Here is a 25,275-nt window from a genome sequence, read left to right as displayed (position 1 = left end):
TTGACTTATGCAGTTTTTGCCAACTCCCTTGAAAAAAATACGTCATGACTCCATTTGTAAGAAAATAATCCATCATTCATTGCCTACCACTTTGCGAAGGCAGTGCTTAGATAGCGTAATGTTCTATGAGTTCCTTAAATGAGGCCGTAAGGCTAGACAAGTGGCTTTGGGCCGCAAGATTCTACAAAACCCGCTCAATTGCACGCAACATGGTCGACGGTGGCAAAGTCCACTATAATGGCCAACGAAGTAAGCCGAGTAAAATCGTTGAAGTGGGCGCAGAAATAAAACTTCGTCAAGGTAATGAAGAAAAAACCGTGATCATCGAAATCATTTCAGATCAACGTCGTGGTGCCCCTATCGCACAGACCTTGTATCGCGAAACTAATGAAAGTATAGCGAAACGTGAAGAACATGCGACACAACGCAAACTCAATGCCCATAACCCGAGTCCAGATCGTCGCCCAGATAAGAAGCAACGTCGAGATATCATTAAATTCAAGCACCAATAAAAAGCCGGAATTACCAACGAGGAAAACACTCCATGGCAAACAATGTTTTAAACCGTTACCTATTCGAAGACCTTTCAGTTCGTGGCGAATTGGTACAATTGGATGAAGCGTACCAACGTGTTATCTCCAGCAAAGACTATCCGGTAGCAGTACAGAAGCTGCTAGGTGAATTACTTGTTTCAACCACACTGTTAACCGCAACTCTTAAGTTTGAAGGCTCTATCACTATTCAGCTGCAAGGTGATGGTCCAGTGTCACTCGCGGTGATCAACGGTGACAACAAACAACAAATCCGTGGTGTTGCTCGCTGGGAAGGCGATATCGCAGATGATGCCACTCTGCACGACATGATGGGTAAAGGTCATTTAGTGATCACCATTGAGCCAAAGGTTGGGGAGCGTTATCAGGGCGTCGTCGGCTTAGACGGAGACAATTTGACCGAGGTTATCGAAGGGTACTTCGCTAACTCAGAACAATTGAAAACCCGCCTATGGATACGTACTGGTGAATATCAAGGTAAGCCGCACGCAGCGGGCATGTTGATTCAGGTCATTCCTGATGGTACTGGATCTGCCGATGACTTTGAACACCTTGAGCAACTGACCGACACCGTAAAGGACGAAGAGCTGTTTAGCTTAGAAGCGAATGAACTGCTTTACCGTCTCTACAACCAAGACAAAGTGCGCTTGTACGAACCTCAGCCAGTAACATTCCATTGTGGCTGTTCTCGTGAGCGTAGCGGTGCAGCAATCATTACCGTCGATAAAACAGAAATTTATGACATTTTAGCCGAAGTCGGATCCGTTTCTTTACACTGTGATTACTGTGGCACAACCTATTCATTTGATGAATCTGAAGTTACCGCACTCTATACGCAAGCCTCTAACGAGAATAAAACACTGCATTAATTTTCATAGACCATCAAGCACGTAATTTCCCCAAAAAAAGCCAGCAAACCGCTGGCTTTTTTGTGATCAATCCCGCGTAAAACCTAGCCTCACACGTAATAAAACAACGGCTTAATTTTAATCAATTAATAATCCTTTTCCCCTAGCGGAAAAGATTCCGCACACGATACACTACTTACGCCAATATGTGACGGGACACCTACAACCACAAAGAAATAGTGGGTATTTTTTGAGCTATATCCCTGTTTTATCCCGGACCCGTTGCTAGCATGGTGAGCAGACAAAAATTAAAAAATTCTTACAAAATCCCTACAAAAATCCTTATAAGGAGCACCTATGACCGTTATGGAACATACTAAGGCTGCAACACTTGATCTAACCAAACATGGACTGCACGACGTAACAGAGGTTGTTCGTAACCCAAGCTACGAAGTGTTGTTTGAGGAAGAAACGCGCGACGACTTAACGGGTTATGAGCGCGGTGTGGTTACTGAATTAGGTGCCGTTGCCGTCGATACAGGTATCTTCACTGGCCGCTCACCGAAAGATAAATACATCGTTAAAGACGCCACGACCGAAGAAAACATGTGGTGGACCTCTGAGCAAGTAAAAAACGACAACAAACCCATTGATCAAAAAGTATGGTCAGAGCTGAAAGATCTCGTGACCAATCAGCTATCAGGTAAGCGTTTATTTGTTATTGATGGTTACTGTGGTGCTAACCCAGACACACGCCTGAACATTCGTGTGATTACTGAAGTGGCTTGGCAAGCTCACTTTGTGAAAAACATGTTCATTCGCCCAACAGAAGAAGAACTCGCCACATTTGAACCCGACTTTGTGGTCATGAACGGTGCGAAATGCACCAATCCAAACTGGGAAAAACAAGGTCTAAACTCTGAAAACTTTACTGTCTTTAACTTAACGGAGCGCATGCAGCTGATTGGCGGCACTTGGTACGGCGGTGAAATGAAGAAAGGCATGTTCGCCATGATGAACTACTTCCTTCCTCTCAAAGACATTGCATCTATGCACTGCAGCGCGAATATGGGCAAAGACGGTGACGTCGCGGTCTTCTTTGGCCTGTCTGGTACGGGTAAAACCACACTGTCTACCGATCCAAAACGCGCTTTAATCGGCGATGATGAACACGGCTGGGACGATGATGGTGTCTTCAACTTCGAAGGCGGCTGTTACGCGAAAACCATTAAGCTATCTAAAGAAGCAGAGCCTGACATCTATAACGCTATCCGTCGCGATGCATTACTCGAGAATGTGACGGTGCGCAATGATGGTTCTATCGACTTCGATGATGGTTCAAAAACAGAAAACACGCGTGTTTCTTACCCGATCCATCATATCGAAAACATTGTGAAGCCAGTTTCGAAAGGCGGTCATGCCAACAAAGTCATTTTCCTTTCTGCTGACGCGTTTGGGGTACTGCCACCGGTATCGAAATTGACTCCTGAGCAAACCAAGTACCACTTCCTGTCGGGCTTTACCGCGAAATTGGCCGGAACCGAGCGTGGTATTACTGAGCCAACGCCGACCTTCTCGGCCTGTTTTGGTGCTGCGTTCCTAACACTTCACCCAACTAAGTATGCGGAAGTGTTAGTAAAACGTATGGAAGCGTCTGGCGCGGAAGCGTATCTAGTCAACACTGGCTGGAACGGCAGCGGTAAGCGTATCTCAATTCAAGACACCCGCGGCATCATTGACGCGATCCTAGACGGATCAATCGAAGATGCACCGACCAAACATATTCCGATCTTCAACCTTGAAGTCCCGACATCACTACCTGGTGTAGAGACAAGCATTCTTGACCCTCGTGACACTTACGTTGATCCATTACAATGGGAAAGCAAAGCGAAGGATTTGGCAGAACGCTTTATCAAAAACTTTGATAAATATACTGACAATGCCGAAGGTCAATCACTCGTGGCTGCAGGTCCTCAACTGGACTAAAGCCTAATAAAGACCACGTCGAAGGTGACTTGGTTACCAAAATATCTGACAAGCCCCTCTTTTGAGGGGCTTTTTATTGAATCCCAAGCCAGATTGATACAAGCTAAAGCCTAGATACTCTAAGTAGGCTCTCGCAAGGATGAAAACAGCGCTGCGCATTCTAATTCTGTTACTGGTGTTATTGGTTGTCATTCCAGCAACATTCATTACGCTACTCACCACTTCGTATGCGAATCCGACTTGGAAGATCCTATCTGAGCACATCAATTTGCCATTCCAGGCAGAACAAGTGAGCTATGACTTCCCATATCACGTCACATTAGAAGGCGTTAGCATCAAGCAACAACAGATACCTTATGTGGAAAAAGTCGACGTATGGCTCAACCCTGATATACGCCATGATGGAAAGTGGATAGTGGATAGCTTGCTGATCGATGGCGTCAATATTCAGTACGAGACTCTTGCTCAAATGAACGTCGATGGCATTCAATTCCATCAAATCGCGTTGAAAAACATCGATGTTGCTAGTCGAGATTTTTCTGTTCATGGGCTTAACCTCCAGATCCAGTCTCCTAACTGGTCAACTACCCCATCCATTCTGCCTTATGGTGAAATCCAGTTGTCTGCAAAGCAAATCTACTGGAATGGTGAAACCTTCAACCAAGCACTCATCGATCTTAACTATCAGCCACAAGACAGTACGCTTTATGGAGCCTCATTTAGATGGCGCAACAGCCAAGTTTCGGGTCAAGCTGAGCAATACCCACAAGGTTGGTCTTTGGTCAATGTTACGCTAGATAAGCTCAAGTTAAGCAATGAACAGCTGCAATCCTTACTGGCAAAATCTTGGCAAACACTGCCGATAAAGATCAATCATCTTAACAGTTTGGATTTACTCAATGCCGATATCGCTTGGGGGGACTGGCATTGGCAAAATCTCGCGTTATCGATAGAAGATGCGGATTTACCCGTCTCACTATGGCAGACTCGTGCCCAGGTATCGTTGCAAGCGGACAGCGTGCGTTTTCAGCAACAAACCGCAATAGAACCACGTTTAAGCGCAGTATTGTCACCAGGGCAAGTACAACTCAAAGAACTCAGCTTAGATTGGCATCAAGGCCGCGTTCAACTGTCAGGCTTGTTTCAACCAAGGCAATGGCAGTTAGATACTGTCTCCGTCCAAGGATTAAAGTGGGCGATGAAACCAGAAGACGGGGCAGGTTGGTGGCATGCCATCACTCATACGTTAAATCAGATTACGGTGAATGATCTCGATATCGAGCGCAGCCAAATCATACAACTTTCAACAGAGCCATACTGGCAACTTTCTGGTTTGAACCTAGAAGGTAGCCAATTGAATCTCAAACGCCCTGGTCAATACTGGAGCATCTGGGACGGCAATCTAGAAGCCAGTGTCGTGAACGCCAGTTACGATCAAGTGCTCTCATCACATGCCGCATTTACCAGCCAAAGTGATAACGGGCTTTGGGAGTTAACGCGTCTATTCGCTCCGTTAGACCAAGGTTACATTGAAGGCTTTGGCCAAATCGACCTGAGTCTCCCCAGCAAACCTTGGTCTTTAAACTTAAATGCCGACGGTGTGCCATTGAAGCTTGTTCATCCATACTTGCCCGATACTCTAAAAGTCGAGGGTTTGTCCGATCTCAGTGTGAATTTGCAAGGTTTAGCGGGAGACTACAACATGCTGGCTTACAGTTTAACCGGTGACGTTGAAGCTAATTTACGCGACACCTCATTGCCTTCACAACCAGATAGTACTCTCAACGCGGTGACGTTTTCTCCGATCCGCCTTCAGGCTCAGCGTGGCGCGGTATCGAGTCAGCCAGTCACCATTTCGGGCAAGACCATCCGTGGCAAAATCACCGGCGCATTTGATATGGCCAACAATCCACTGAGTGGGCTAACGTATCAACTGATACAACACTGCGGGCAAATTAAGGGAGATCTCTTCACAAACGCGCCGACCCGTAATGACTGCATAGCAGAAAAAACCAATCAAACATCCGGCTCATTGGAAGAACCAAACGTAGCCCCAACGGACTTGCAACCTGCCCCCGACTCTCAAAAGCAAGGGCAAGAAAATATTCTTCCTCCCACTCCGATGAACACTATCAAAATCGAGCAGCAGGAAGAAGAACGGGAAGAAGAGATTATTGAAGAAGCAGAACCAACGATAAACGAAGAGACGCCCGAGCAACCTTTCGCAACGGAACAACCTTTAGCAACTGAGTAGCTCAGAGTAATTCGGCAACAACATGTATGTCCCGACAAAATCCACCGCGGGCGTGTCACCACTATATATGACAACATGAATGACGATGCGCGCTTTACGTCCGGATGCCAAACGGTCCAAATCGCCACTGATGCCATCTAACGAGGTGCTAGCGACTGGATTTTGCTCCACTGGCCGACGATAACGAATCGAACTGTCTGCCAATACAATATCGCCATGCAACCCACGCTCTTTTAACAGCAACCAAGTCATCCCCCACCCTGTTAGTGTCGCTAAGGTAAAAGCGGAACCGGCAAACATGGTGTTGTGAGGATTTAAATTAGGATTAAGCTGAGCACTGCACTCGAATTGGTAACCAGTGTACTCGTTGATCTTAATTCCCATTTTATCACTGATTGGAATCTGCGCCTCCCAACGCTGTTGGAGCTCTGTGCACCAATCCGGACGGCGTAAAACATTCGCCATGGGATCCAACGGCTTGACCATTTGCTGGTGACGAACCGGTCCTCTTTCATCGGTGATTTCACCGCGACGTTCAAAGCCACTTTTTTCATAAAACGCAATGGCATCTTCTCGAGAATTACACACCAAACGTTTTGCGCCTTCCTGACGTGCTAAAGATTCCAATGCAACCAGCACAAGCGATCCCATACCTTTGCTGCGACGATTGTTCTTTACCGCCATGTAGCGAATCTGACCATCATTGTCTGGCGTAATGTACAAGCGCCCAATCGCCATCGGTCGACCTCGACCATCAACGATCATTCGGTGATGACTCATTTCATCGTACTCGTCACGCTCCGAACCAAGCGGCATTTGCCAGGGTTCACGCAACATTTGCCATCGGAATTGATAGTATTTTTTTAACTGGTTATCGGTTTTCGGGGTAATGAGTTTGAACATATCAATCCTTTGAAAGTACAAAACAAACTGAAGCTAAACACCACACAGACACAGATTACTTGCGCCAACGATAAGGCGTTATATCCTGGTGGGATATTTAGCTTAGCCTATTAAATAAAGACACGTAGAGCTTTACAGTCTAGATTAGACCTGTAGCCAAAAAGTCACAGGACCATCGTTGACAAGAGACACTTTCATATCCTTGGCGAAGCGACCTCGCTCTGTCGGAAGCACTTGCTCACACAAGTCAGAAAAGTGGTCGTATAACCGCTCAGCATCCACTGGGTGCGCACCGCGAGAAAAACCAGCTCGAGTACCTTTTTTGGTATCCGCAGGTAACGTGAATTGAGAAACCACCAACACCTTACCGTCAACCTGCTGGACATTAAGGTTCATTTTACCCTCATCGTCTTCAAACACACGATAAGTGGTCACACGCTCTACTAAGCGCTTTGCTTTGGCTTCATCATCATCCTTTTCAACACCAAGCAAAACGAGTAGTCCTCGATCAATTTCTCCCACTACCTCACCATCCACACGGACGGCGGCTTCACTGACTCTTTGAATTAGCGCTATCACTGCTTTCGCTTCCTTCGTTTTCCAATTTAGATTCTGCGGTCGAGTGTAACATGTCTCGATCTTCACTCCAGTGCTCTCGTTCACCCAATGCAGCGGTTACCTCTGCGCCAAGCAATACGATCGTCCAGCATAAGTAAACCCAGACAAACAAGATTGGAATGGCGGCAAGAGCGCCGTAAATCAACTGGTAAGACGGGAACTGAGTAATATATAAAGCAAAACCTTTCTTACTTAACTCAAACAATATCGCCGCTAATGCTGCGCCCATGGCACCGTGCATCAAATGCACTTTTTTATTGGGCACTAAGATATAGAGCCCCAGAAAAGCAAAAAACGACAGCAACAACGGCAGCCAGCGTAAAAACAGGTTAAATGCACCTGATAAGGTTTCGTTATCGAGAATTTGTAACGACGTGACGTAAGAAGTGGCAGCGATACTCGCACCCACCATAATTGGGCCTAGCGTTAACACCATCCAATACATCGAGAAAGAGAAGACTAAACGGCGTTTGTCTTTCACCCGCCAGATATAGTTTAGATTTTTATCGATATTGGAGATCAGCATTAATGCAGCAATAAATAAGAAGCCACCACCCACAGCGCTCATCTTACCCGTGTTCGCGACAAACTCTTGCAGAGCAGTATGCACCGCCTCGCCCGAAGCTGGAACAAAGTTATTGATGATGTAACTTTGCAGCTGTTCGCCAGCGTCCGAAAACACCGGAAACTTCGATAAGATTGACAACAACACCGTCAGCATAGGTACGATGGATAACAAGGTAATATAAGCAAGGTAACCGGCATTCACGTTCACGCGGTCATGCGAAAGCCGTTTGAGAAGATATTTTGAGAACGTGACACCACTTGGCAATAGGTTGCTGAATCTCGCCTTGTAACTCTCTGATAACTGGTTCATAGTTCATCCTATAATTAGCGCCGAGGACATAAGAATGCCTTATTTATTAGTCATTGTACTATCAATTTTCACCTTAACCGGATGTCAATCCGCTTATTATTCAGCGATGGAACAGGTGGGTTACCACAAACGAGACATTATGGTCGATCGTGTTGAAGATGCCAAAGAGTCTCAACAAGATGCACAAGAAGAATTCACCAGTGCGCTTGAAGCGCTGTCTGCCCTAACAAATTTTGATGGTGGCGAACTCGAGAGCGTTTACAACAATATAAACGACAAATATGAAGACAGTGAGAAAGCAGCACAAGACGTTCGTGACCGGATCGCAGCCATTGAAGATGTGTCTGAAGCCTTATTTGATGAGTGGCAAGGCGAGCTCGATCTTTATACCAATACGAAGCTACGCCGCTCAAGCGAACAAAAGTTGCGAGAGACTAAAACATCATACCGAACCATGCTCAGCGCGATGAAACGTGCGGAGAAAAAAATGACACCAGTATTGAATACGCTACGTGATAATACCCTGTATTTGAAGCACAACCTCAATGCCAGCGCGATTGGCTCACTCCAGGGCGAGTTCTCTAGCCTAGAGAAAGACATCCAGTTTGCTATTCAACAGATGAATGAAGCCATCGCAGAATCAGACAAATTTCTACACAAGCTGAATCAAAAGTAATGGTTAAAAACACCTCCTCACAAGGAGGTGTTACTCTTGTTGTTGGTCGACTAACTGGTTGATTTGTTCCACAAACGCCACCCTCTCCACCACGGTACCCCAGGGTACTTCCACCACTTGATAACCAAGTTCAACGTAGGTATCCACGAGGGTTTGGTGGATTATTAATGCCTCTTCGAAGCTGTGTGGACGCACGTCATCTTGCACATAGATAGAGGCTTCAGGTCGGCAAGTCAGCACTTGGCTATGGTACCCAGCGCTTTCTTTAATGAAGGTCTGATCGACAGGACAACCGCCTACTCGAAGATAAGCGAGGATGTCGGGGATCGCACGATCAACAAACGCAATGTCATGAGCTTGGGCCTCACGCTTTTGTTTGCTCATTAAGTCGAGACACAATCGGGCAAACTGAGGGAGATTTGTCCAAGGCAAGATGCCGCCGTCTAACTGGCTTTGCTGCTCAATCAGCGTACGTGAGCTTTCTGCAAACGTCGCATACCCTTGCTGTGCTAATGCGTTCAATAACGTGGTTTTACCCGCGCCAGGGCCACCAGTAATAATAATTGGATTCACATTCAACTCCAGACAACACAAACATCTCCAGACAATAAAAAAACCCCGAGCATAACTCGGGGCTTCTTTTTAGTCTTACCCGTTACGGAAGATTACTTCGCACCACGTGAAGCACGCTTACGATCGCTTTCCGTTAGGAATTTCTTACGGATACGAATGCTTTCAGGTGTCACTTCTACTAGCTCATCGTCATCGATGAATTCTAGTGCCTGCTCAAGCGTCATCTTGATTGGCGGCGTAAGAACCTGTGCGTCATCCGTACCAGATGCACGAACGTTAGTAAGCTGCTTACCTTTCAGTGCGTTTACGGTTAGGTCGTTATCACGGCTATGAATACCGATAACCATACCTTCGTAAACTTCCACACCGTGACCTATAAATAGACGACCACGCTCTTGAAGGTTGAACAGTGCGTTGGTTAACGCTTTACCCATCGCGTTTGCGATAAGCACACCATTAACACGTTGACCGATGTTTCCGCCTTTGTGTGGGCCGTAGTGGTCAAACGTATGGTATAGAAGACCAGAACCAGACGTCAGCGTCATGAATTCGGTTTGGAAACCGATCAGACCACGCGATGGCATGTCAAAGTCCATACGCACACGACCTTTACCATCTGGAGACATATCTTTCAGCTCACCTTTACGTAGGCCGATGTTCTCCATGATACCGCCTTGGTGCTCTTCCATTACGTCGATAGTCACGGTTTCAAACGGTTCCATTAACTGGCCGTTCTCTTCTTTGATGATAACTTCTGGACGAGATACCGCGAGCTCGAAGCCTTCACGACGCATGTTTTCGATCAGGATAGATAGGTGAAGTTCACCACGACCTGATACGCGGAATTTGTCTGGATCGTCAGTTGGTTCAACACGTAGTGCTACGTTGTGTACCAGCTCTTTCTCTAAACGCTCAAGGATGTTACGTGAAGTCACGAATTTACCTTCTTTACCCGCGAATGGAGACGTGTTTACCTGGAACGTCATCGTTACTGTTGGTTCATCAACAGAAAGTGGTGGTAGCGCTTCAACGGCGTTCTGAGCACAAATAGTGTCAGAGATTTTTAGCTCACCAAGACCCGTAATAGCGATGATGTCGCCCGCGTTCGCTTGATCAACGTCGTGACGCTCTAGGCCAAGGTAGCCCATTACTGTACCCACTTTACCGTTACGAGTCTTGCCGTCAGCACCGATAACCGTCACTTGTTGATTCGGCTTCACGCTACCGCGTTTAACACGTGCCACGCCGATAACACCAACATATGAGCTGTAATCTAGTTGCGAAACTTGCATTTGCAGTGGACCATCTAAGTCAACTTGTGGTGCAGACACTTCTTTAACGATAGTTTCGAACAGCGGCTCCATGTTTTCGCCAGTTTCGCCTTCTTCCAAAGCAGCCCAACCATTTAGTGCTGACGCGTAAACCACTTTAAAGTCTAGCTGTTCATCAGTTGCACCTAGGTTATCGAATAGGTCAAATACTTGATCCATAACCCAGTCAGGACGAGCGCCTGGACGGTCAATCTTGTTGATAACAACGATTGGCTTAAGACCATGTGCAAACGCTTTTTGCGTTACGAAACGCGTTTGTGGCATTGGGCCATCAACAGCGTCAACGATAAGTAGTACTGAGTCTACCATCGACATGATACGTTCTACTTCACCACCGAAGTCCGCGTGCCCTGGAGTATCAACGATGTTGATACGGTAATCGTTCCAGTTAATTGCTGTATTTTTAGCAAGAATAGTAATACCGCGTTCTTTCTCGATGTCGTTCGAGTCCATGACTCGCTCTTCAGCTTCACCGCGAGACTCAAGCGTGCCCGATTGTTGTAGCAGCTTGTCAACCAATGTCGTTTTACCGTGGTCAACGTGCGCGATGATCGCGATATTTCTTAATTTATCAATCTGTGGAGTAGCCATGGATATTGATTCACTTAGATAGATGAAATGCCACCATGCTGAGAACGGGTGCTCTCTGGCGACACTTACTGATTAAAAAAACGGCCATAATGTACCAGATTCTAGCAAAAAACCTAGAAATATGTGATCGCCTCCAGAGCTTTTCTGTCAATTTTACGCTTAGAAGACCGATTCCAATTCAGAGCAACAAAAAAATAATGCTTTTCTATGTTCAATTCACATTGACTATTGGCGGAAAAATGGGCTGAATAAGCACAGTAGCTGTCACATCCTGGTGCAACAACAAAGCAATCGCACCATTTTAGTGCAAGCTCAGATCATTTTGGTGCAAACGTTTGCACCAAACTAGCATTAAAAAACACAATTCCTTGAAATTAATGGAATAATTTTTTTGGCACGGTTTTAGCTTTATCAAAAACAGTATCGGTTAATGAAAAATAATTTGATTAATCAATGCCAAGTTTAATGAATATTTCATGAATTGAGCTTTCACCGCTTATTTAACACTGGAGGTTATCCAAGATGTCAGTAGAAAACGTTTTATCGCTGATCCAAGAAAACGAAGTAAAGTTTGTTGACCTACGCTTCACTGATACTAAAGGTAAAGAGCAGCACATTTCGATTCCTGCTCACCAAATCGACGCAGACTTCTTCGAAGAAGGTAAAATGTTCGATGGTTCATCAGTTGCTGGCTGGAAAGGTATCAACGAATCAGACATGGTAATGATGCCAGACGCATCTTCTGCCGTTCTTGACCCATTCACGGAAGACGCAACGCTAAATGTTCGTTGTGACATCCTAGAGCCTGCAACTATGCAAGGCTACGATCGTGACCCACGCTCTATCGCAAAACGCGCTGAAGACTTCATGCGCTCTACAGGCATTGCTGATACCGTACTTATCGGTCCTGAGCCAGAGTTCTTCCTATTCGATGACGTTAAGTTCTCAACTGACATGTCAGGCTCTTTCTTCAAGATCGATGACGTAGAAGCAGCATGGAACACAGGTTCTGACTACGAAGAAGGCAACAAAGGTCACCGTCCTGGCGTTAAAGGCGGCTACTTCCCGGTTGCTCCAGTCGATTCATCTCAAGACATCCGTTCTGCTATGTGTCTAATCATGGAAGAAATGGGTCTTGTTGTTGAAGCACACCACCACGAAGTGGCAACTGCGGGTCAAAACGAGATCGCAACACGCTTCAACACACTAACAACTAAAGCTGACGAAATCCAAATCTACAAGTACGTTGTTCACAACGTTGCACACGCATTCGGTAAGACAGCGACATTCATGCCTAAACCACTTGTTGGCGACAACGGCTCAGGTATGCACGTTCACCAATCACTAGCGAAAGACGGTGTAAACCTATTTGCTGGCGATAAGTACGGCGGTCTTTCTGAAACTGCACTTTACTACATCGGCGGTATCATTAAGCACGCTCGCGCAATCAACGCATTTGCTAACCCAGCAACTAACTCGTACAAGCGTCTTGTACCAGGCTTCGAAGCACCAGTTATGCTAGCTTACTCTGCACGTAACCGCAGCGCTTCTATCCGTATCCCAGTGGTACCAAGCCCTAAAGCACGTCGTATCGAAGTTCGTTTTGGTGACCCAGCAGCTAACCCATACCTAGCATTTGCATCAATGCTGATGGCTGGTCTTGACGGTATCAAGAACAAGATCCACCCAGGCGAAGCAATGGACAAAGACCTTTACGATCTACCAGCGGAAGAAGCAGCAGAAATCCCAACGGTTGCATACTCACTAAAAGATGCACTAGCAGAACTAGATGCTGACCGTGAGTTCCTAACAGCAGGCGGCGTATTCTCTGACGACTTTATCGATTCTTACATCGCACTTAAAGCTCAGGACGTCGAGAAAGTAAACATGACAACTCACCCAGTTGAGTTCGAGCTTTACTACTCTGTATAAGGTTACTACTGTGTAAAATGTAAACACAGTAACAAAATATTAGGCTCGCCTCGCAGGCGGGCCTTTTTTGTATTCGTCAGTAAACAAGAGCCGTTTAACATGGAGGGATAACAAAAATACGCTCAGATTCCTGGTGGCCAATCACCATCACCGCAGGTTTGAACAATCACCAAGATCTCAGCAACCGAAACGTGAAATCATCGATCAAAAGAAGGTGAGCAATGAAAGTTCAGCTTATGACGTCTCTGTGCGCGCTCAGTGGACTGCTTTATGCGTCCACCGCATCGACACAAATCGCTTATACATGGGAAGATGAAAATGGTGTCATCCATTTCAGCGATACGCCAAATCAAAGGTCTAAAGCCATTGCGCTACCCGACCTCGAAGCGGCCGCCCCCGCTCCTGAAGTAGAAAGCACAGAGTCGCTCTCACTAGACACTAACACATTGAGCGAACCCAAGCCGGAAGCGCAACAAGAAAGTGAACAACCACCAGCGTTGCAACTTACCATGCTCACCCCTACACACGACGAAACAATACGCAGTAGCCGCGGGTTGATCAACATACAGTTAGAAGCTAATCGAAAACTTGGTATTGGTGAACAACTACAGTTGTTACTTGACGGATCACCCTATGGCGCACCACAAAACCGCTTTACTTGGCAGTTAAAAAATATCGATCGCGGTACCCACACACTTTCTGTCCAAGCCAAGAGAAGCGGCAAGCTTATTGCATCTACTAGCCCTATAACGGTGCATTTACATAGAGCGAGCGTTAAGCCGACCGCAAACGGGGCAAACTAGGATAAATGGGTGGAAAATAGCATTATGATGGCGCTTTTCACTTTTTATTCTCAGGGACATTAGCCATACTTAACGTTCAGGCGCACCATTATTGTGCAATGCACAATCTTAACGCAAAACAAGGACGTCATGTGGATACTAATCTCCCCAGTGCCATACTCAACAACATGGTAACAGCGACGCTGATTCTCGATGATGGATTGGCGATACGTTATGCCAATCCCGCTGCTGAGTTGTTGTTCTCACAAAGTGCCAAACGAATTATCGAACAATCGTTATCACAATTGATCCAGCATGCATCGTTAGATTTAGCCTTGCTGACCCAACCGCTACAGAGCGGTCAGAGCATTACGGACAGTGATGTTACGTTTGTGGTTGATGGTCGTCCTTTGATGCTGGAAGTGACCGTGAGCCCAATTACTTGGGAAGGTCAGCTTATGTTATTGGTCGAAATGAGAAAAATCGATCAACAACGTCGATTAACGCAGGAGCTAAATCAGCACGCCCAACAACAAGCCGCAAAATTACTCGTACGCGGCTTAGCGCATGAGATAAAAAACCCGCTTGGGGGACTTCGGGGGGCAGCCCAACTGTTAGAAAAAATGCTGCCCGAACCATCATTGACCGAATATACCCACATCATCATTGAGCAAGCTGATCGTTTACGCGCGTTAGTGGACCGTTTACTTGGCCCCCAAAAGCCAGGCAAAAAAACGCAGGAAAACCTGCATCAAGTGTTGGAAAAAGTACGCCAGTTGGTCGAACTGGAATCTCAGCATTCTATCATCATTGAACGTGACTACGATCCAAGCCTGCCCGAGATATTGATGGATGCTGATCAAATAGAACAAGCGATGTTGAATATCGTCAGCAATGCAGCACAGATTCTTTCCCACCAAGAGCATGGCAAAATCACAGTTCGCACCAGAACGGTGCATCAAGCAAATATCCATGGTAAACGCTGTAAATTAGCCGCTCGGGTTGAAATAACCGATAACGGTCCCGGCATTCCACCAGAATTACAAGACACGCTGTTCTACCCCATGGTTAGTGGCCGAGAGGGAGGCACCGGACTAGGGCTGTCTATTTCACAGAATTTGATCGACCAGCATAACGGCAAAATCGACGTTGAAAGCTGGCCTGGCCACACCACATTTACAATTTATTTGCCGATCTGACAGGTTGATAGTCTTCAACGCTACGTCAGGTACACGGCTTTGCTGCAAGGAATAGTACATGAGTAAAGGATACGTTTGGGTCGTTGATGACGACAGTTCAATTCGATGGGTAATGGAAAAGACCCTCTCATCAGCCAACATAAAATGCGAGACATACGCTGACGGGGAAAGCGTATTAATGGCATTAGAACGTGAAGTACCCGATGTTCTGGTTTCGGATATTCGTATGCCAGGAATTGATGGTTTGGAACTGCTCAAACAAGTGCAAAGCAACTACCCGGATCTCCCAGTCATTATTATGACTGCACACTCGGATTTAGACGCTGCCGTCAACGCTTACCAGAAAGGGGCATTTGAGTACTTACCCAAACCCTTTGATATTGATGAAACTCTAACCTTAGTGGAACGTGCCATTGCACATAGCCACGAGAACAAGCGTGAGCAGCTAGCGTCAGACGACATTCCGACCGAAACCCCAGAGATCATTGGTGAAGCACCGGCTATGCAAGAGGTCTTTCGTGCGATTGGACGCCTATCTCGCTCTTCAATCTCGGTATTGATTAACGGCGAATCAGGCACAGGTAAAGAGCTGGTTGCTCATGCCTTACATCGTCATAGCCCGCGAGCGAATAAACCATTTATTGCTTTGAATATGGCCGCTATACCTAAAGATTTGATTGAATCAGAACTGTTTGGGCATGAAAAAGGGGCATTTACGGGAGCGAACAATGTTCGTCAAGGCCGATTCGAACAAGCCAATGGCGGCACACTATTTTTAGATGAAATCGGTGATATGCCCTTGGATATCCAAACTCGTCTGTTACGTGTATTGGCTGATGGCCAATTCTATCGCGTCGGCGGTCACTCACCAATAAATGTCGATGTCCGTATCGTTGCCGCCACCCACCAAAATTTAGAACGGTTGGTGCACGAAGGCGATTTTCGGGAGGATTTATTTCACCGTCTAAACGTGATTCGAGTACAAATACCAGCGCTGCGTGAACGCAAGCAAGACATTGAAAAATTGACACAACACTTTTTGGTTAGAGCAGCCGACGAACTGGGTGTCGAAACCAAAACGCTACACCCATCGACGGTGGAAATTCTCAATCGACTGGACTGGCCAGGTAACGTACGTCAACTAGAAAATATCTGTCGTTGGTTGACCGTCATGGCCAGTGGCAGTGAAGTATTGCCCAATGACTTACCTTCCGAACTGCTGCAAGAAAAGAAAAACGTGTCCGAATCTACTCAAGGCAGCTGGCAAGAACAATTGGCGGATTGGGCACGTCAATCGCTTGCTGCGGGAGATAAAGAACTCCTTTCTTATGCATTACCGGAATTTGAGCGTATTTTATTGGAAGCTGCCCTAGAACACACTAAAGGTCACAAACAAGATGCCGCCAAAGTATTAGGATGGGGAAGAAATACGCTAACAAGAAAACTGAAAGAGTTGTACTAACGCCTCTAAACAGCCTCAATAAGTGAAAATGCACATCTTGAGGCTGTTTGAATAACCCCCCCCCCCACAATTAAAAATTCGAAGAAGTTAACAGAAACGCTGTGACTACCAGCTATTATTAACAAAGTGGTCATTATCATGATCAATTTCCACTTTTACTGCGATTAGGACATGTTGAAAAATCTTCCCCGCATGACACTGCGTACCGCTTTACTCGTCCCCTTTGTGATGACTTTCCTGCTGACTATCGGTGTGATTATTTATGTCCAAAAGCAGAACTATCAAGAGGCAGTAACCGATCTCAGTGATCGGCGACTCTCGGTACTATCAGACAACGTACACAACCGTCTAAATGAATTCTTGCGCAAGCCATTTACCGCCGTCATGGCACTGGCCCACAACGTAAGCTATCACGGGCTTACCGACTCCCAAGATCTCGAAAGCGTCAAAACCTACTTGTTGAGTGCATTCAAAAACCTCTACCACTCTATCCCACAATTGGATGTCCTTGCTTTTGGTGCGAAGAGTGGTCAATTCGTCGGTTTTCGTCGCAATAGCTCAAACGAATATAGTTTGATGCAAAAAGACCAATTCACCAATGACAACCTGATCATTTACGAAACAAACTACGCCAGTTCGAATATCAGCCACACATTCAATTCGTATGACCCACGTACTCGTCCTTGGTATCTAGCGGCAGAAAACAAGCAACAAACTGTATGGTCAGATCTGTACATCAACGCCGATAGCCAACGTGAAATCAGTCTATCCGTTGTGTCTCCCGTGTATGCCCACCAACAATTTTCCGGAGTGTTGGTCAGCGATTTAAAAGTCAAAGCCTTAAGCGATTTTCTGCACGATTTGAAACGCTCAACCAAAGCGTCATTTTTCATTATGGATCGAACACATCGACTGGTTGCCCAGTCAAGCGCTGAAAGTATTGTTTCTCCAGGTACCCAATTCACGACTAAAGGCCAACGCTTATTTGTCTCTGAGAGCAACGACCCAATCATCAAGTTAAGTGCACAGCATTCTCGCTCATTCGATCTTTATCATGACAACCGCACGCATTCCTTTGAGTTTGAATACAATGGTCAGCGTGTTTTTAACCGACTCACCCCTTACCGAGCGCCAAATGGCATGACGTGGTTTATCGGCACTTCCGTATCAGAAACCGATTTACTCGGAGCTCTCCTACCTAGTCAACAAAACAGTTGGATACTTGGTATCATCATCGCTATGGTTGGCGTTCTTATCTGTTGGTTCGTGATTAATCGCGTGGTTCGCCCCATTAATACCACTGCTGATGCCGCCTTACACCTAGCAAAAGGAGTGTGGACGTCCAATATTCCCCAAACTGGGAATGTGTATGAAACCGCGGTTCTAGTACAAACATTCAATGAAATGGTGAATAACCTTAATGCCTCATTCAAAGCATTACGTGCTCAATTACTTTATGACCCTCTCACTCACCTATACAGTCGACAAGGTCTAATTGAGATCAGTACCCGACAACCAAAGTTCACTCATGGCACGTTATTTTTACTGGGAATCAACAAGTTTAGGGATATTAATGACAGTGTTGGCCACTATAACGGCGATCAACTGCTTCTCAGCATTACTGAAAGATTAAAACAGCAGTTTGATAAAAACACCTTGCTCGCCCGAGTTGGCGGGGATGAGTTCGCTTTGTTTGCTGCAAACATACACAGCGATCATGAAGTTCAACAATTCATACATCAAATACAGCAACTGTTCGAGGTACCATTCATGCTCGAAGGAGAGCAGGTTGTCGCTAATACTTCCATTGGTATCGTAAAGGCGCAGCCGAGAGATGGCATGCCCCTCTGGTTGCGCAATGCCAGTGTCGCCCTCAATTACGCCAAAAAGAAAACGCACAATGGCGTCTGTAATTACAGCCCGGATTTAACCTGTGCGTCTAAACATCGAACTAAAATGAAGACCAAAATACAAGCTGGAATTGAACAAAACGAGTTTGTTCCTTATTACCAGCCGATCATCAATTTGAACACTGGAAAAGTATGCGGCACCGAAGCATTAGCGCGGTGGCACAGTAACTCTGACACAATTTCTCCGTTAGACTTTATTCCTATTGCAGAAGAAAACGGCACGATCAAAACCATAGGCCAGCAAATTCTATTTCAAGCTTGCCGCGACATATATCAATCCATCGAGAACGGCGATTGTGCCAACGATTTTCAACTGCATGTAAATGTCTCTGTCCAGCAGCTCTCTTGCCCGGAGTTTATTCCAAGCGTGAAGACGGTACTTCAAGACACGCATCTATCGGCAAGCAACCTTACTTTAGAAATTACTGAGTCACGTATCGTCGATAGTGCCGCCACGACATTGACTAACATAAACACATTACGCGATATGGGCATCAGCATTGCTATTGATGATTTTGGAACAGGCTACTCTTCACTCTGTTACCTACATTCATTGCCATTTACCTGTTTAAAGATCGACCGAACATTCATCAATCAATTGACCACCGAAAACTTAGATAGATCGATCGTTGCAGCAGTACTCAATATCACCAAAGAGCTCAACATCAACGTAGTGGCAGAAGGTGTGGAAACGAAAGCACAAGAGCAACTGTTGATTTCATTGGGTTGTCATCAGGCTCAAGGATTCTATTACAGCCGTCCGATGCCATATAAAGAGTGGTCAACATATATGGTTAACAAGAAGTAAAAAAGACCGTGAAGTGCTGGTTTGCTCACCACTTACTACTGACAACCGACCTCACTGTTATTTATACTTATACCAATTCCTGTCATATACCTATTGGAATTGGTTTTACCCCAACTATTGCCACGGATGATGTTTGGGCCACTTCTCGTTCACAATTAGCCGGATATCAACACAATGATAACTAAGAACCTTCCCCTTACAGATTTGCACCGCCATCTTGACGGTAACATTCGCACTCAAACGATTCTTGATCTAGGCCAAAAGTTTGGCGTTGCTCTACCCGCGTACGATGTCGAGTCTTTAACCCCACACGTTCAAATTGTCGAAGCTGAACCTTCTCTTGTCGCTTTTCTTTCTAAGCTCGACTGGGGCGTGGCGGTATTGGGCGATCTAGATGCGTGTCGCCGCGTTGCGTATGAAAATGTGGAAGATGCGCTCAATGCACAAATCGATTACGCTGAACTGCGATTTTCTCCTTACTATATGGCAATGAAGCACAAATTACCTGTCGCAGGTGTTGTCGAAGCCGTCGTCGATGGTGTTCAAGCGGGTATGCGAGACTTTGGCGTAAAAACGAACCTAATAGGAATTATGAGTCGCACATTTGGTACTGAGGCCTGTCAACAAGAGTTGGATGGCATATTGAGCCAAAAAGAATATATCGTTGCCATTGACTTGGCCGGTGATGAACTAGGACAACCAGGCGAACGCTTCGTATCTCACTTTAAGCAAGTGCGTGATGCAGGGTTAAACGTCACAGTACATGCGGGAGAAGCCGCAGGTGCGGAAAGTATGTGGCAAGCAATTAATGAACTAGGCGCAACGCGTATCGGTCACGGTGTTAAAGCGATTGAAGATCCAAAACTAATGGATTATTTAGCAAAACACCGCATTGGCATTGAGTCCTGTCTTACGTCCAACATTCAAACCAGTACGATTGAATCTCTTGCAAATCACCCACTAAAACAGTTCTTAGATCACGGTGTACTCGCTTGTCTCAATACCGATGACCCTGCGGTTGAAGGTATTGAACTGCCTTACGAATATGAAGTTGCAGCACCAACTGCGGGGCTGAGTCAAGAACAAATCCGTCAGGCGCAAATCAACGGCCTTGAACTGGCATTTCTATCAGATGACGAAAAAATCGCACTGAAAGAAAAAGTGAAAGATCGCGTATAATCACAGCTAAAATATGAAAAATGCCAGCATTTGCTGGCATTTTTCATTTAGCTTTCAGCCACAACCGTTGTGATTAAATCACTCGAGAAAACTGCTGCTGACGAGCTTTTGCTCGGAGGTACTTATCAAAACACATACAGATGTTACGAATCAATAAACGACCACGCAACGTAACGCGTATTTCTCTGTCATCGACTTGCACCAATTCATCATCAATAAAGGTTTTCAGCAGCGCTAAATCTTCTTTGAAGTATTGATTAAAGGTGACATTAAACGACGATTCGATCGCATGTTTGTCCAGTTTAAAATTACAGATCAACTGCTTAATGACTTCACGGCGCAATAAATCATCGCTGTCTAACGTGACCCCTTTCCAGATCGCGTGGCGGAGTTCATCGACCTGTGCGTAGTACTTTTTCAACTCTTTTTGGTTCTGCGCGTAAGCATCACCAATCATTGAAATCGCCGACACACCAAAACCAACGAGGTCACACTGACCTTGAGTGGTATAACCCTGAAAATTACGATGCAGTACGCCTTCTCGCTGTGCAACCGCCAGTTCATCATCTGGTTTGGCGAAATGATCCATACCAATAAACTGATAACCCGCGTTGGTTAACGTTGCGATGGTGTCTTGCAAAATCGCCATCTTTTCTTCAGCTTTCGGCAAATCATCATCTTTGATCTTACGTTGCGCGGCAAACAATTGTGGCATGTGTGCGTAGTTAAATACCGATAAACGACCTGGCTGCATTTCCAAGACTTTATTAAGTGTATGAGCAAATGACGCTTGGGTCTGCTTTGGTAAACCATAGATTAAATCAAGGTTCGTCGAACGGAAGCCTAGCGCTTTCGCACGTGCCACCATCGCAACAATAAAATCTTCGTCTTGATCTCGGTTAACCAGTTGCTGCACTTCTTTATTGAAGTCCTGAACGCCGATACTTAATCGGTTAAAGCCTTCACCACGCAAATGATCCAGCATCGTCATCTCGATTTCGCGTGGATCGACTTCAATGCTGATCTCCGCATCTGAGCTAAACGAAAACTCTTGGCGCAGCAGATCCATCACACGTGTAATCTGTTTTTCTGATAAGAAAGTCGGTGTACCACCACCAAAGTGCAATTGAGTCACGGTTCTACCGCTTAGCAAGGACGCTCGCTGACGAATCTCAAGCTCAAGCACATCAAGATATTCATCGGCTTTGTGTGAATGACGCGTAATGACTTTGTTGCAACCGCAGTAGTAACAAAGCTTATGACAGAACGGAATGTGAACGTACAAAGAAAGTGGACGCTCAGGATACTGAGAGCACGCCATGTCATAGTCAGAAATGGTAAATGCTTCATGAAATTCAAGCGCTGTGGGATACGATGTATAGCGAGGACCAGAGTAGTTATACTTATCCAATACCGCTTGATCCCAGACGATTTGCTGTTTCGACTCAGTATGTTGATTAGACATGGTGGTACTTCCGTAAAATGAATGAGGTAACGCGAGTCGTTACCCAATACTCAGAGCCTTATTTTGCCATACGACGGTAAGCGCAGGTGCAATACCTTTTCGCTTTTTAATTATAAAACCTAAGATCTGTTAGCGTGATCACGATCCCCCTACTTAAGTCATGGACATCATAGGGGGGATGAATTAGATCATCTGAATATTGATTTGATTGTTCAATGGCTTGACGTTTTTCTGCAACACTTTCAGCTCTTCAATGATCGCATCAGTTAGGCGGCTTTCCGCTTTATGACGGGTCAAATTTTGTTGCATACGCTCTTTCTTTGCCAAGTGTTGACGATCATCACCACGGGCCATGTCTTTTACGATATGGTAAAGCTCAGAAATTGCAGGGTATGTTTTATCAAAATCCACACGTTCTTCACCTTGGACATAGTCCATGATGTTGTAAACACGAATGCTGATTTCCGATAAATCACATTGGCCTTGAATGCCAGCCTGACACAAGGTATGCACGTTCTCAAAGATGTTGGCGTTACGTTTTTCGATCGCCAATTTCTTGTGTTTCAACTGCAATTCCTTTTGCTTTTTCAATTGAAGCAGAAGGTAACCTGCATAAGAAGCGAGCGCGATTATGATCACCACACCCACGCAGACTAATAAGGTTACATTCATCGATTGATTATCCTTTGTAGTCGTCGAAGTTGATATCGTCAAAGTCAGCGAGAAGATCATCGTCATTACGAGACGACTTTTCAGAAGGCGCAGTGAAGTCCTCCTCTTCCTCGGGTTCTAATAGACCCAACTGATCCATGAGCTTTTCAATGCGATCGAGTTTCTCATCAACGTACTTCTGCAGACCGGTGCCTAAGTTTTCACCCGCTTCAATACGATCCAGTAACACGTTTAACTGCGCATCATTTTCCAGCATCTCTAGCTCTTGTTCCTTAGAAAGACGGCGCTCTTGCTTGCTCATCTTTTTCACTGGTTCAACAACTAATGGGATTTTTTTCTTGCTCCCCAAGCGTGGATCACGATTCTGTGCTGCTGCGTGTTTCTTCTGCTCATTAGCTTCTGAATTGCGGTTACCCGTCTTCAGGCCTTTACGCTTTTTAGCACGCTTGCGTAAGCGACCTTCCACATCAGACTCTGTGCGGTTACGAGTAACAAAAGGCTCAGGTGCGCCTGCGGCACCCGGTTTTCTAGATTTTTTACTACGGCTCATTACTGGGTCTTCCTCAGTAAAATTACATCATTTCCAATAAATTCAAGTTCGAGCTTATCCCGCTCTGCTAGGAACTGAAACGTTTCACGACTAAAGAACACCACATGCGTTGGGTCGTTCTTATAATGCCATGATTTAAAAGCCTCTACATCGATGACCATTTTCGTCATCAGGCCTATCCAGCCCCCCGGCTTAACTAAATTCAACCATTGTTTCCACACCATATCTGGGTGGTAGAGGTGCTCAATCACCTCTGTTGCTGTCATGAAGTCATACTGCTTATCTAACACGGACGTATCCGGATGATAATAAAGATCGTACAACGCCATGTTGTGCCCCGCTTCTTCTAAGATTAGAGACAGCGTTGGGCCTGGGCCACAACCAAAGTCGATACCCTTCGATTGAGGTGAAATTCGCTCTGAGATTGGGTCAGCAATACGCGATAAAAAACGCCGGTACCCCACATCCTCCGGATTGTTTTCATGCAGATCATAGTGAGCTTTTTCCGTTTGCGCATCCAAACGTTGATCTGGATGGACAAACACCAAATGGCATTGCTCACATTGAAGATACTCACGTTGCTTATCTTCATGATAGTGATGAATACGCTGATTGTGGCATAAAGGACAGGTATACATGCTGACTTCCTCAAACAGGGATGCGAAACATACCAGAAACTGGACGCAGATTGGAGTGTTGCTGAGTATTTTTTCATCAGTTTTTGTTAAAAAAAACGATTCTGGGTGGTATAAACTCTCTGTCCACGAGTTGCCACCGATGACCGACTCCATTAATCAAAATCAGAGCAATAAAAAAAGCGACAGATAAACTGTCGCTTTCTAAAGCCACCCGAGTGGCGAAATTTTTTCTGCACAATATTGGTGCATCAAGAGTCCTTTTGTTTTTCGAGCTTTCCCTGCCAAATCTATTGTTTTTCATCTCCCTGATGAATTTTGGCTATCCTTTCACTTCCTGTGTTCTGGGCAACTTCCTATGCCGGGTCCCTTTCACTGTCTTAACCGTCAGACGAGATGATCATCCCTATCCAGCAGGCTCCTTGCCCGCCGAAATCCATTTTTACTCAACAAGCTTCCTGCTTGCTTCCATGTAGACCTAAGCCATGGTCTAAAATCCTTACGCTCACTTCTTGCGAACACTTTGTACTTTACGCCAACTATTGGAGCTCACAAGCGACCTGAAACAAAAATCTGGACGCATTTTACGTAAGAAAAAGAAAAGAATTACAAATCAGAATGTTAGCTTTTCACTTCAGAAGAATATGACAGCATACATGGTAAATGTCTTACAAACAGCGACGTAATCTGCCTCAGTGAGCCTCCGTATCCAAAGTGATGGACATCACAAAAAAAATGCCTCAGCGAATGTGCTGAGGCATTGTGTATCATTTGCTCGAACAATGGGTCTGTTAGTGCAGACCACCTACGTATTTCGACAGAATTTCAATATCGTCATCTGTCAGTTTCTTCGCGATATCACGCATCATACCGTTCATGTCGTTATTACGACTTCCATCGCGGAATTTTTCCAACTGAGCTTTGACGTAAGCCGCGTGCTGACCAGAAATCTTAGGGAAGCCTGACAGTTCGGTACCATTACCTCGCGCACCATGGCAGGCAATACATGCGGTGATACCACGCTCTGCATCCCCAGCGGTATACAGTACTTTACCTTTAGCAACTACGTCTTCAGGAGTGGAGTTTTCTGAAATTGGTAGAGAAGAATAGTATGCAGAAAGGTCCGCAATATCCTCATCAGTAAGTGGCATTGCCATGCCACTCATAACGGGATCATAACGACCTTGCTTACCTCCACTGGTCATCCCAAGCTTGAGCTCTTGTAACTGCTTCTCGAGATATTTAGCGTGCTGACCAGCAAGCTTCGGATACATATCCATTAGACTGTTGCCGTCTGCACCGTGGCAGGCAACACAAGTTTGTGATTTTGCTTTACCAGCCTCAATACTACCTTGGGCCCATACTGAGCAGCTGGCTAAAAGACTCAAAATTAGCGCTAATTTCTTCATGACATTCCATTATAATTATCAAGCTTCCAGTACCACGGAATATGAACATACCGTGTACACTCAT

At 45.5% G+C, this 25,275-nt stretch carries 21 protein-coding genes; 11 read left to right on the top strand and 10 right to left on the bottom strand.

The features are described 5' to 3' along the window. Positions 1-125 precede the first annotated feature (125 nt). The 4 genes from hslR (at position 126) to ONE56_RS00535 (ending at position 5,639) form a co-directional block, all read left to right on the top strand. Positions 126-512 carry a ribosome-associated heat shock protein Hsp15 gene (hslR, locus tag ONE56_RS00550; RefSeq protein WP_331437271.1) on the top strand — a complete coding sequence of 129 codons (387 nt, stop codon included), beginning with the start codon at positions 126-128 and terminating at the stop codon, positions 510-512. A 32-nt stretch (positions 513-544) separates the two neighbouring features. Next, positions 545-1,420, top strand: coding sequence for an Hsp33 family molecular chaperone HslO (gene hslO / locus ONE56_RS00545; RefSeq protein WP_331437272.1), 876 nt, complete (start codon positions 545-547; stop codon positions 1,418-1,420). 336 nt (positions 1,421-1,756) lie between these two features. After that, positions 1,757-3,385: a phosphoenolpyruvate carboxykinase (ATP) gene (gene pckA, locus ONE56_RS00540; RefSeq protein ID WP_331437273.1), complete on the top strand. Its 1,629-nt coding sequence runs from the start codon at positions 1,757-1,759 to the stop codon at positions 3,383-3,385. A 139-nt stretch (positions 3,386-3,524) separates the two neighbouring features. Then, positions 3,525-5,639 (top strand): AsmA family protein, encoded by a 2,115-nt coding sequence (locus tag ONE56_RS00535; protein WP_423840053.1) that lies wholly within the window; start codon positions 3,525-3,527, stop codon positions 5,637-5,639. On the opposite strand, the gene ONE56_RS00530 is transcribed toward ONE56_RS00535, so the two are convergent. The 3 genes from ONE56_RS00530 to ONE56_RS00520 form a co-directional block, all read right to left on the bottom strand. Further along, on the bottom strand, positions 5,625-6,542 hold the full coding sequence (locus ONE56_RS00530; protein ID WP_041155762.1) for a bifunctional GNAT family N-acetyltransferase/hotdog fold thioesterase: 918 nt from the start codon (positions 6,540-6,542) through the stop codon (positions 5,625-5,627). The two genes, ONE56_RS00535 and ONE56_RS00530, sit on opposite strands and share 15 nt — an antisense overlap. Before the next feature lie 144 nt (positions 6,543-6,686). Then, positions 6,687-7,121: a D-aminoacyl-tRNA deacylase gene (gene dtd / locus ONE56_RS00525; protein WP_041155761.1), complete on the bottom strand. Its 435-nt coding sequence runs from the start codon at positions 7,119-7,121 to the stop codon at positions 6,687-6,689. Further along, positions 7,093-8,037 carry a virulence factor BrkB family protein gene (locus tag ONE56_RS00520; protein ID WP_041155760.1) on the bottom strand — a complete coding sequence of 315 codons (945 nt, stop codon included), beginning with the start codon at positions 8,035-8,037 and terminating at the stop codon, positions 7,093-7,095. The genes dtd and ONE56_RS00520 overlap by 29 nt, the downstream gene beginning before the upstream one ends. A gap of 34 nt (positions 8,038-8,071) precedes the next feature. Here ONE56_RS00520 and ONE56_RS00515 point away from each other — a divergent pair, with 34 nt between their 5' ends. Then, positions 8,072-8,713 carry a DUF2959 domain-containing protein gene (locus tag ONE56_RS00515; RefSeq protein WP_423840052.1) on the top strand — a complete coding sequence of 214 codons (642 nt, stop codon included), beginning with the start codon at positions 8,072-8,074 and terminating at the stop codon, positions 8,711-8,713. Between the two features lie 30 nt (positions 8,714-8,743). On the opposite strand, the gene ONE56_RS00510 is transcribed toward ONE56_RS00515, so the two are convergent. Both ONE56_RS00510 and typA read right to left on the bottom strand, forming a co-directional pair. Then, on the bottom strand, positions 8,744-9,286 hold the full coding sequence (locus tag ONE56_RS00510) for an AAA family ATPase (RefSeq protein ID WP_423840051.1): 543 nt from the start codon (positions 9,284-9,286) through the stop codon (positions 8,744-8,746). Positions 9,287-9,378: 92 nt separating this feature from the next. Beyond that, on the bottom strand, positions 9,379-11,208 hold the full coding sequence (gene typA, locus ONE56_RS00505) for a translational GTPase TypA (protein WP_041155757.1): 1,830 nt from the start codon (positions 11,206-11,208) through the stop codon (positions 9,379-9,381). A 522-nt stretch (positions 11,209-11,730) separates the two neighbouring features. On the opposite strand from typA, the gene glnA reads away from it, so the two are divergent. The 6 genes from glnA (at position 11,731) to add (ending at position 20,480) form a co-directional block, all read left to right on the top strand. Continuing rightward, entirely contained in the window at positions 11,731-13,140 is a 1,410-nt protein-coding gene (gene glnA, locus ONE56_RS00500) for a glutamate--ammonia ligase (protein WP_041155755.1), read from the top strand. Between the two features lie 221 nt (positions 13,141-13,361). Then, positions 13,362-13,943 carry a DUF4124 domain-containing protein gene (locus tag ONE56_RS00495; RefSeq protein ID WP_331437275.1) on the top strand — a complete coding sequence of 194 codons (582 nt, stop codon included), beginning with the start codon at positions 13,362-13,364 and terminating at the stop codon, positions 13,941-13,943. A 131-nt stretch (positions 13,944-14,074) separates the two neighbouring features. Further along, complete coding sequence (glnL, locus tag ONE56_RS00490; RefSeq protein ID WP_128814666.1) at positions 14,075-15,121, top strand: nitrogen regulation protein NR(II); 1,047 nt, start codon at positions 14,075-14,077, stop codon at positions 15,119-15,121. A gap of 58 nt (positions 15,122-15,179) precedes the next feature. After that, on the top strand, positions 15,180-16,583 hold the full coding sequence (gene glnG, locus ONE56_RS00485) for a nitrogen regulation protein NR(I) (protein WP_041155753.1): 1,404 nt from the start codon (positions 15,180-15,182) through the stop codon (positions 16,581-16,583). A 171-nt stretch (positions 16,584-16,754) separates the two neighbouring features. Beyond that, positions 16,755-19,301: an EAL domain-containing protein gene (locus ONE56_RS00480; RefSeq protein ID WP_423840050.1), complete on the top strand. Its 2,547-nt coding sequence runs from the start codon at positions 16,755-16,757 to the stop codon at positions 19,299-19,301. A 174-nt stretch (positions 19,302-19,475) separates the two neighbouring features. Next, positions 19,476-20,480 carry an adenosine deaminase gene (add, locus tag ONE56_RS00475; protein WP_423840049.1) on the top strand — a complete coding sequence of 335 codons (1,005 nt, stop codon included), beginning with the start codon at positions 19,476-19,478 and terminating at the stop codon, positions 20,478-20,480. Between the two features lie 73 nt (positions 20,481-20,553). Here add and hemN read toward each other — a convergent pair whose 3' ends face one another. The 5 genes from hemN to ONE56_RS00450 all read right to left on the bottom strand — a co-directional run bounded on the left by hemN (position 20,554) and on the right by ONE56_RS00450 (position 25,211). Further along, positions 20,554-21,945: an oxygen-independent coproporphyrinogen III oxidase gene (gene hemN, locus ONE56_RS00470; protein ID WP_041155751.1), complete on the bottom strand. Its 1,392-nt coding sequence runs from the start codon at positions 21,943-21,945 to the stop codon at positions 20,554-20,556. Positions 21,946-22,128: 183 nt separating this feature from the next. Further along, positions 22,129-22,617 carry a DUF2489 domain-containing protein gene (locus ONE56_RS00465; RefSeq protein WP_041155750.1) on the bottom strand — a complete coding sequence of 163 codons (489 nt, stop codon included), beginning with the start codon at positions 22,615-22,617 and terminating at the stop codon, positions 22,129-22,131. 7 nt (positions 22,618-22,624) lie between these two features. Then, positions 22,625-23,167: a Der GTPase-activating protein YihI gene (gene yihI, locus ONE56_RS00460; RefSeq protein ID WP_331437278.1), complete on the bottom strand. Its 543-nt coding sequence runs from the start codon at positions 23,165-23,167 to the stop codon at positions 22,625-22,627. After that, the gene (locus ONE56_RS00455) at positions 23,167-23,805 is read right to left on the bottom strand and encodes a class I SAM-dependent methyltransferase (protein ID WP_331437279.1); all 639 of its coding nucleotides are present in this window, start codon (positions 23,803-23,805) and stop codon (positions 23,167-23,169) included. The genes yihI and ONE56_RS00455 overlap by 1 nt, the downstream gene beginning before the upstream one ends. A 788-nt stretch (positions 23,806-24,593) precedes the next feature. Further along, entirely contained in the window at positions 24,594-25,211 is a 618-nt protein-coding gene (locus tag ONE56_RS00450) for a c-type cytochrome (RefSeq protein ID WP_041155746.1), read from the bottom strand. Positions 25,212-25,275 lie beyond the last annotated feature (64 nt).

It is taken from the genome of Vibrio mytili, from assembly GCF_049563345.1.
Taxonomy (GTDB): domain Bacteria; phylum Pseudomonadota; class Gammaproteobacteria; order Enterobacterales; family Vibrionaceae; genus Vibrio; species Vibrio mytili.
The sequence above is the reverse complement of the archived record's forward strand: the minus strand, read 5'-3'. Positions and strand labels throughout refer to the sequence as shown.

Bases quoted from the DNA above. Each gene is read 5' to 3' on its own strand.
- hslR (WP_331437271.1), top strand. From the start codon at position 126: ATGAGTTCCTTAAATGAGGCCGTAAGGCTAGACAAGTGGCTTTGGGCC.
- hslO (WP_331437272.1), top strand. From the start codon at position 545: ATGGCAAACAATGTTTTAAACCGTTACCTATTCGAAGACCTTTCAGTT.
- pckA (WP_331437273.1), top strand. From the start codon at position 1,757: ATGACCGTTATGGAACATACTAAGGCTGCAACACTTGATCTAACCAAA.
- ONE56_RS00535 (WP_423840053.1), top strand. From the start codon at position 3,525: ATGAAAACAGCGCTGCGCATTCTAATTCTGTTACTGGTGTTATTGGTT.
- ONE56_RS00530 (WP_041155762.1), bottom strand. From the start codon at position 6,542: ATGTTCAAACTCATTACCCCGAAAACCGATAACCAGTTAAAAAAATAC.
- ONE56_RS00520 (WP_041155760.1), bottom strand. From the start codon at position 8,037: ATGAACCAGTTATCAGAGAGTTACAAGGCGAGATTCAGCAACCTATTG.
- ONE56_RS00515 (WP_423840052.1), top strand. From the start codon at position 8,072: ATGCCTTATTTATTAGTCATTGTACTATCAATTTTCACCTTAACCGGA.
- typA (WP_041155757.1), bottom strand. From the start codon at position 11,208: ATGGCTACTCCACAGATTGATAAATTAAGAAATATCGCGATCATCGCG.
- glnA (WP_041155755.1), top strand. From the start codon at position 11,731: ATGTCAGTAGAAAACGTTTTATCGCTGATCCAAGAAAACGAAGTAAAG.
- ONE56_RS00495 (WP_331437275.1), top strand. From the start codon at position 13,362: ATGAAAGTTCAGCTTATGACGTCTCTGTGCGCGCTCAGTGGACTGCTT.
- glnG (WP_041155753.1), top strand. From the start codon at position 15,180: ATGAGTAAAGGATACGTTTGGGTCGTTGATGACGACAGTTCAATTCGA.
- ONE56_RS00480 (WP_423840050.1), top strand. From the start codon at position 16,755: ATGTTGAAAAATCTTCCCCGCATGACACTGCGTACCGCTTTACTCGTC.
- add (WP_423840049.1), top strand. From the start codon at position 19,476: ATGATAACTAAGAACCTTCCCCTTACAGATTTGCACCGCCATCTTGAC.
- hemN (WP_041155751.1), bottom strand. From the start codon at position 21,945: ATGTCTAATCAACATACTGAGTCGAAACAGCAAATCGTCTGGGATCAA.
- ONE56_RS00465 (WP_041155750.1), bottom strand. From the start codon at position 22,617: ATGAATGTAACCTTATTAGTCTGCGTGGGTGTGGTGATCATAATCGCG.
- yihI (WP_331437278.1), bottom strand. From the start codon at position 23,167: ATGAGCCGTAGTAAAAAATCTAGAAAACCGGGTGCCGCAGGCGCACCT.
- ONE56_RS00455 (WP_331437279.1), bottom strand. From the start codon at position 23,805: ATGTATACCTGTCCTTTATGCCACAATCAGCGTATTCATCACTATCAT.
- ONE56_RS00450 (WP_041155746.1), bottom strand. From the start codon at position 25,211: ATGAAGAAATTAGCGCTAATTTTGAGTCTTTTAGCCAGCTGCTCAGTA.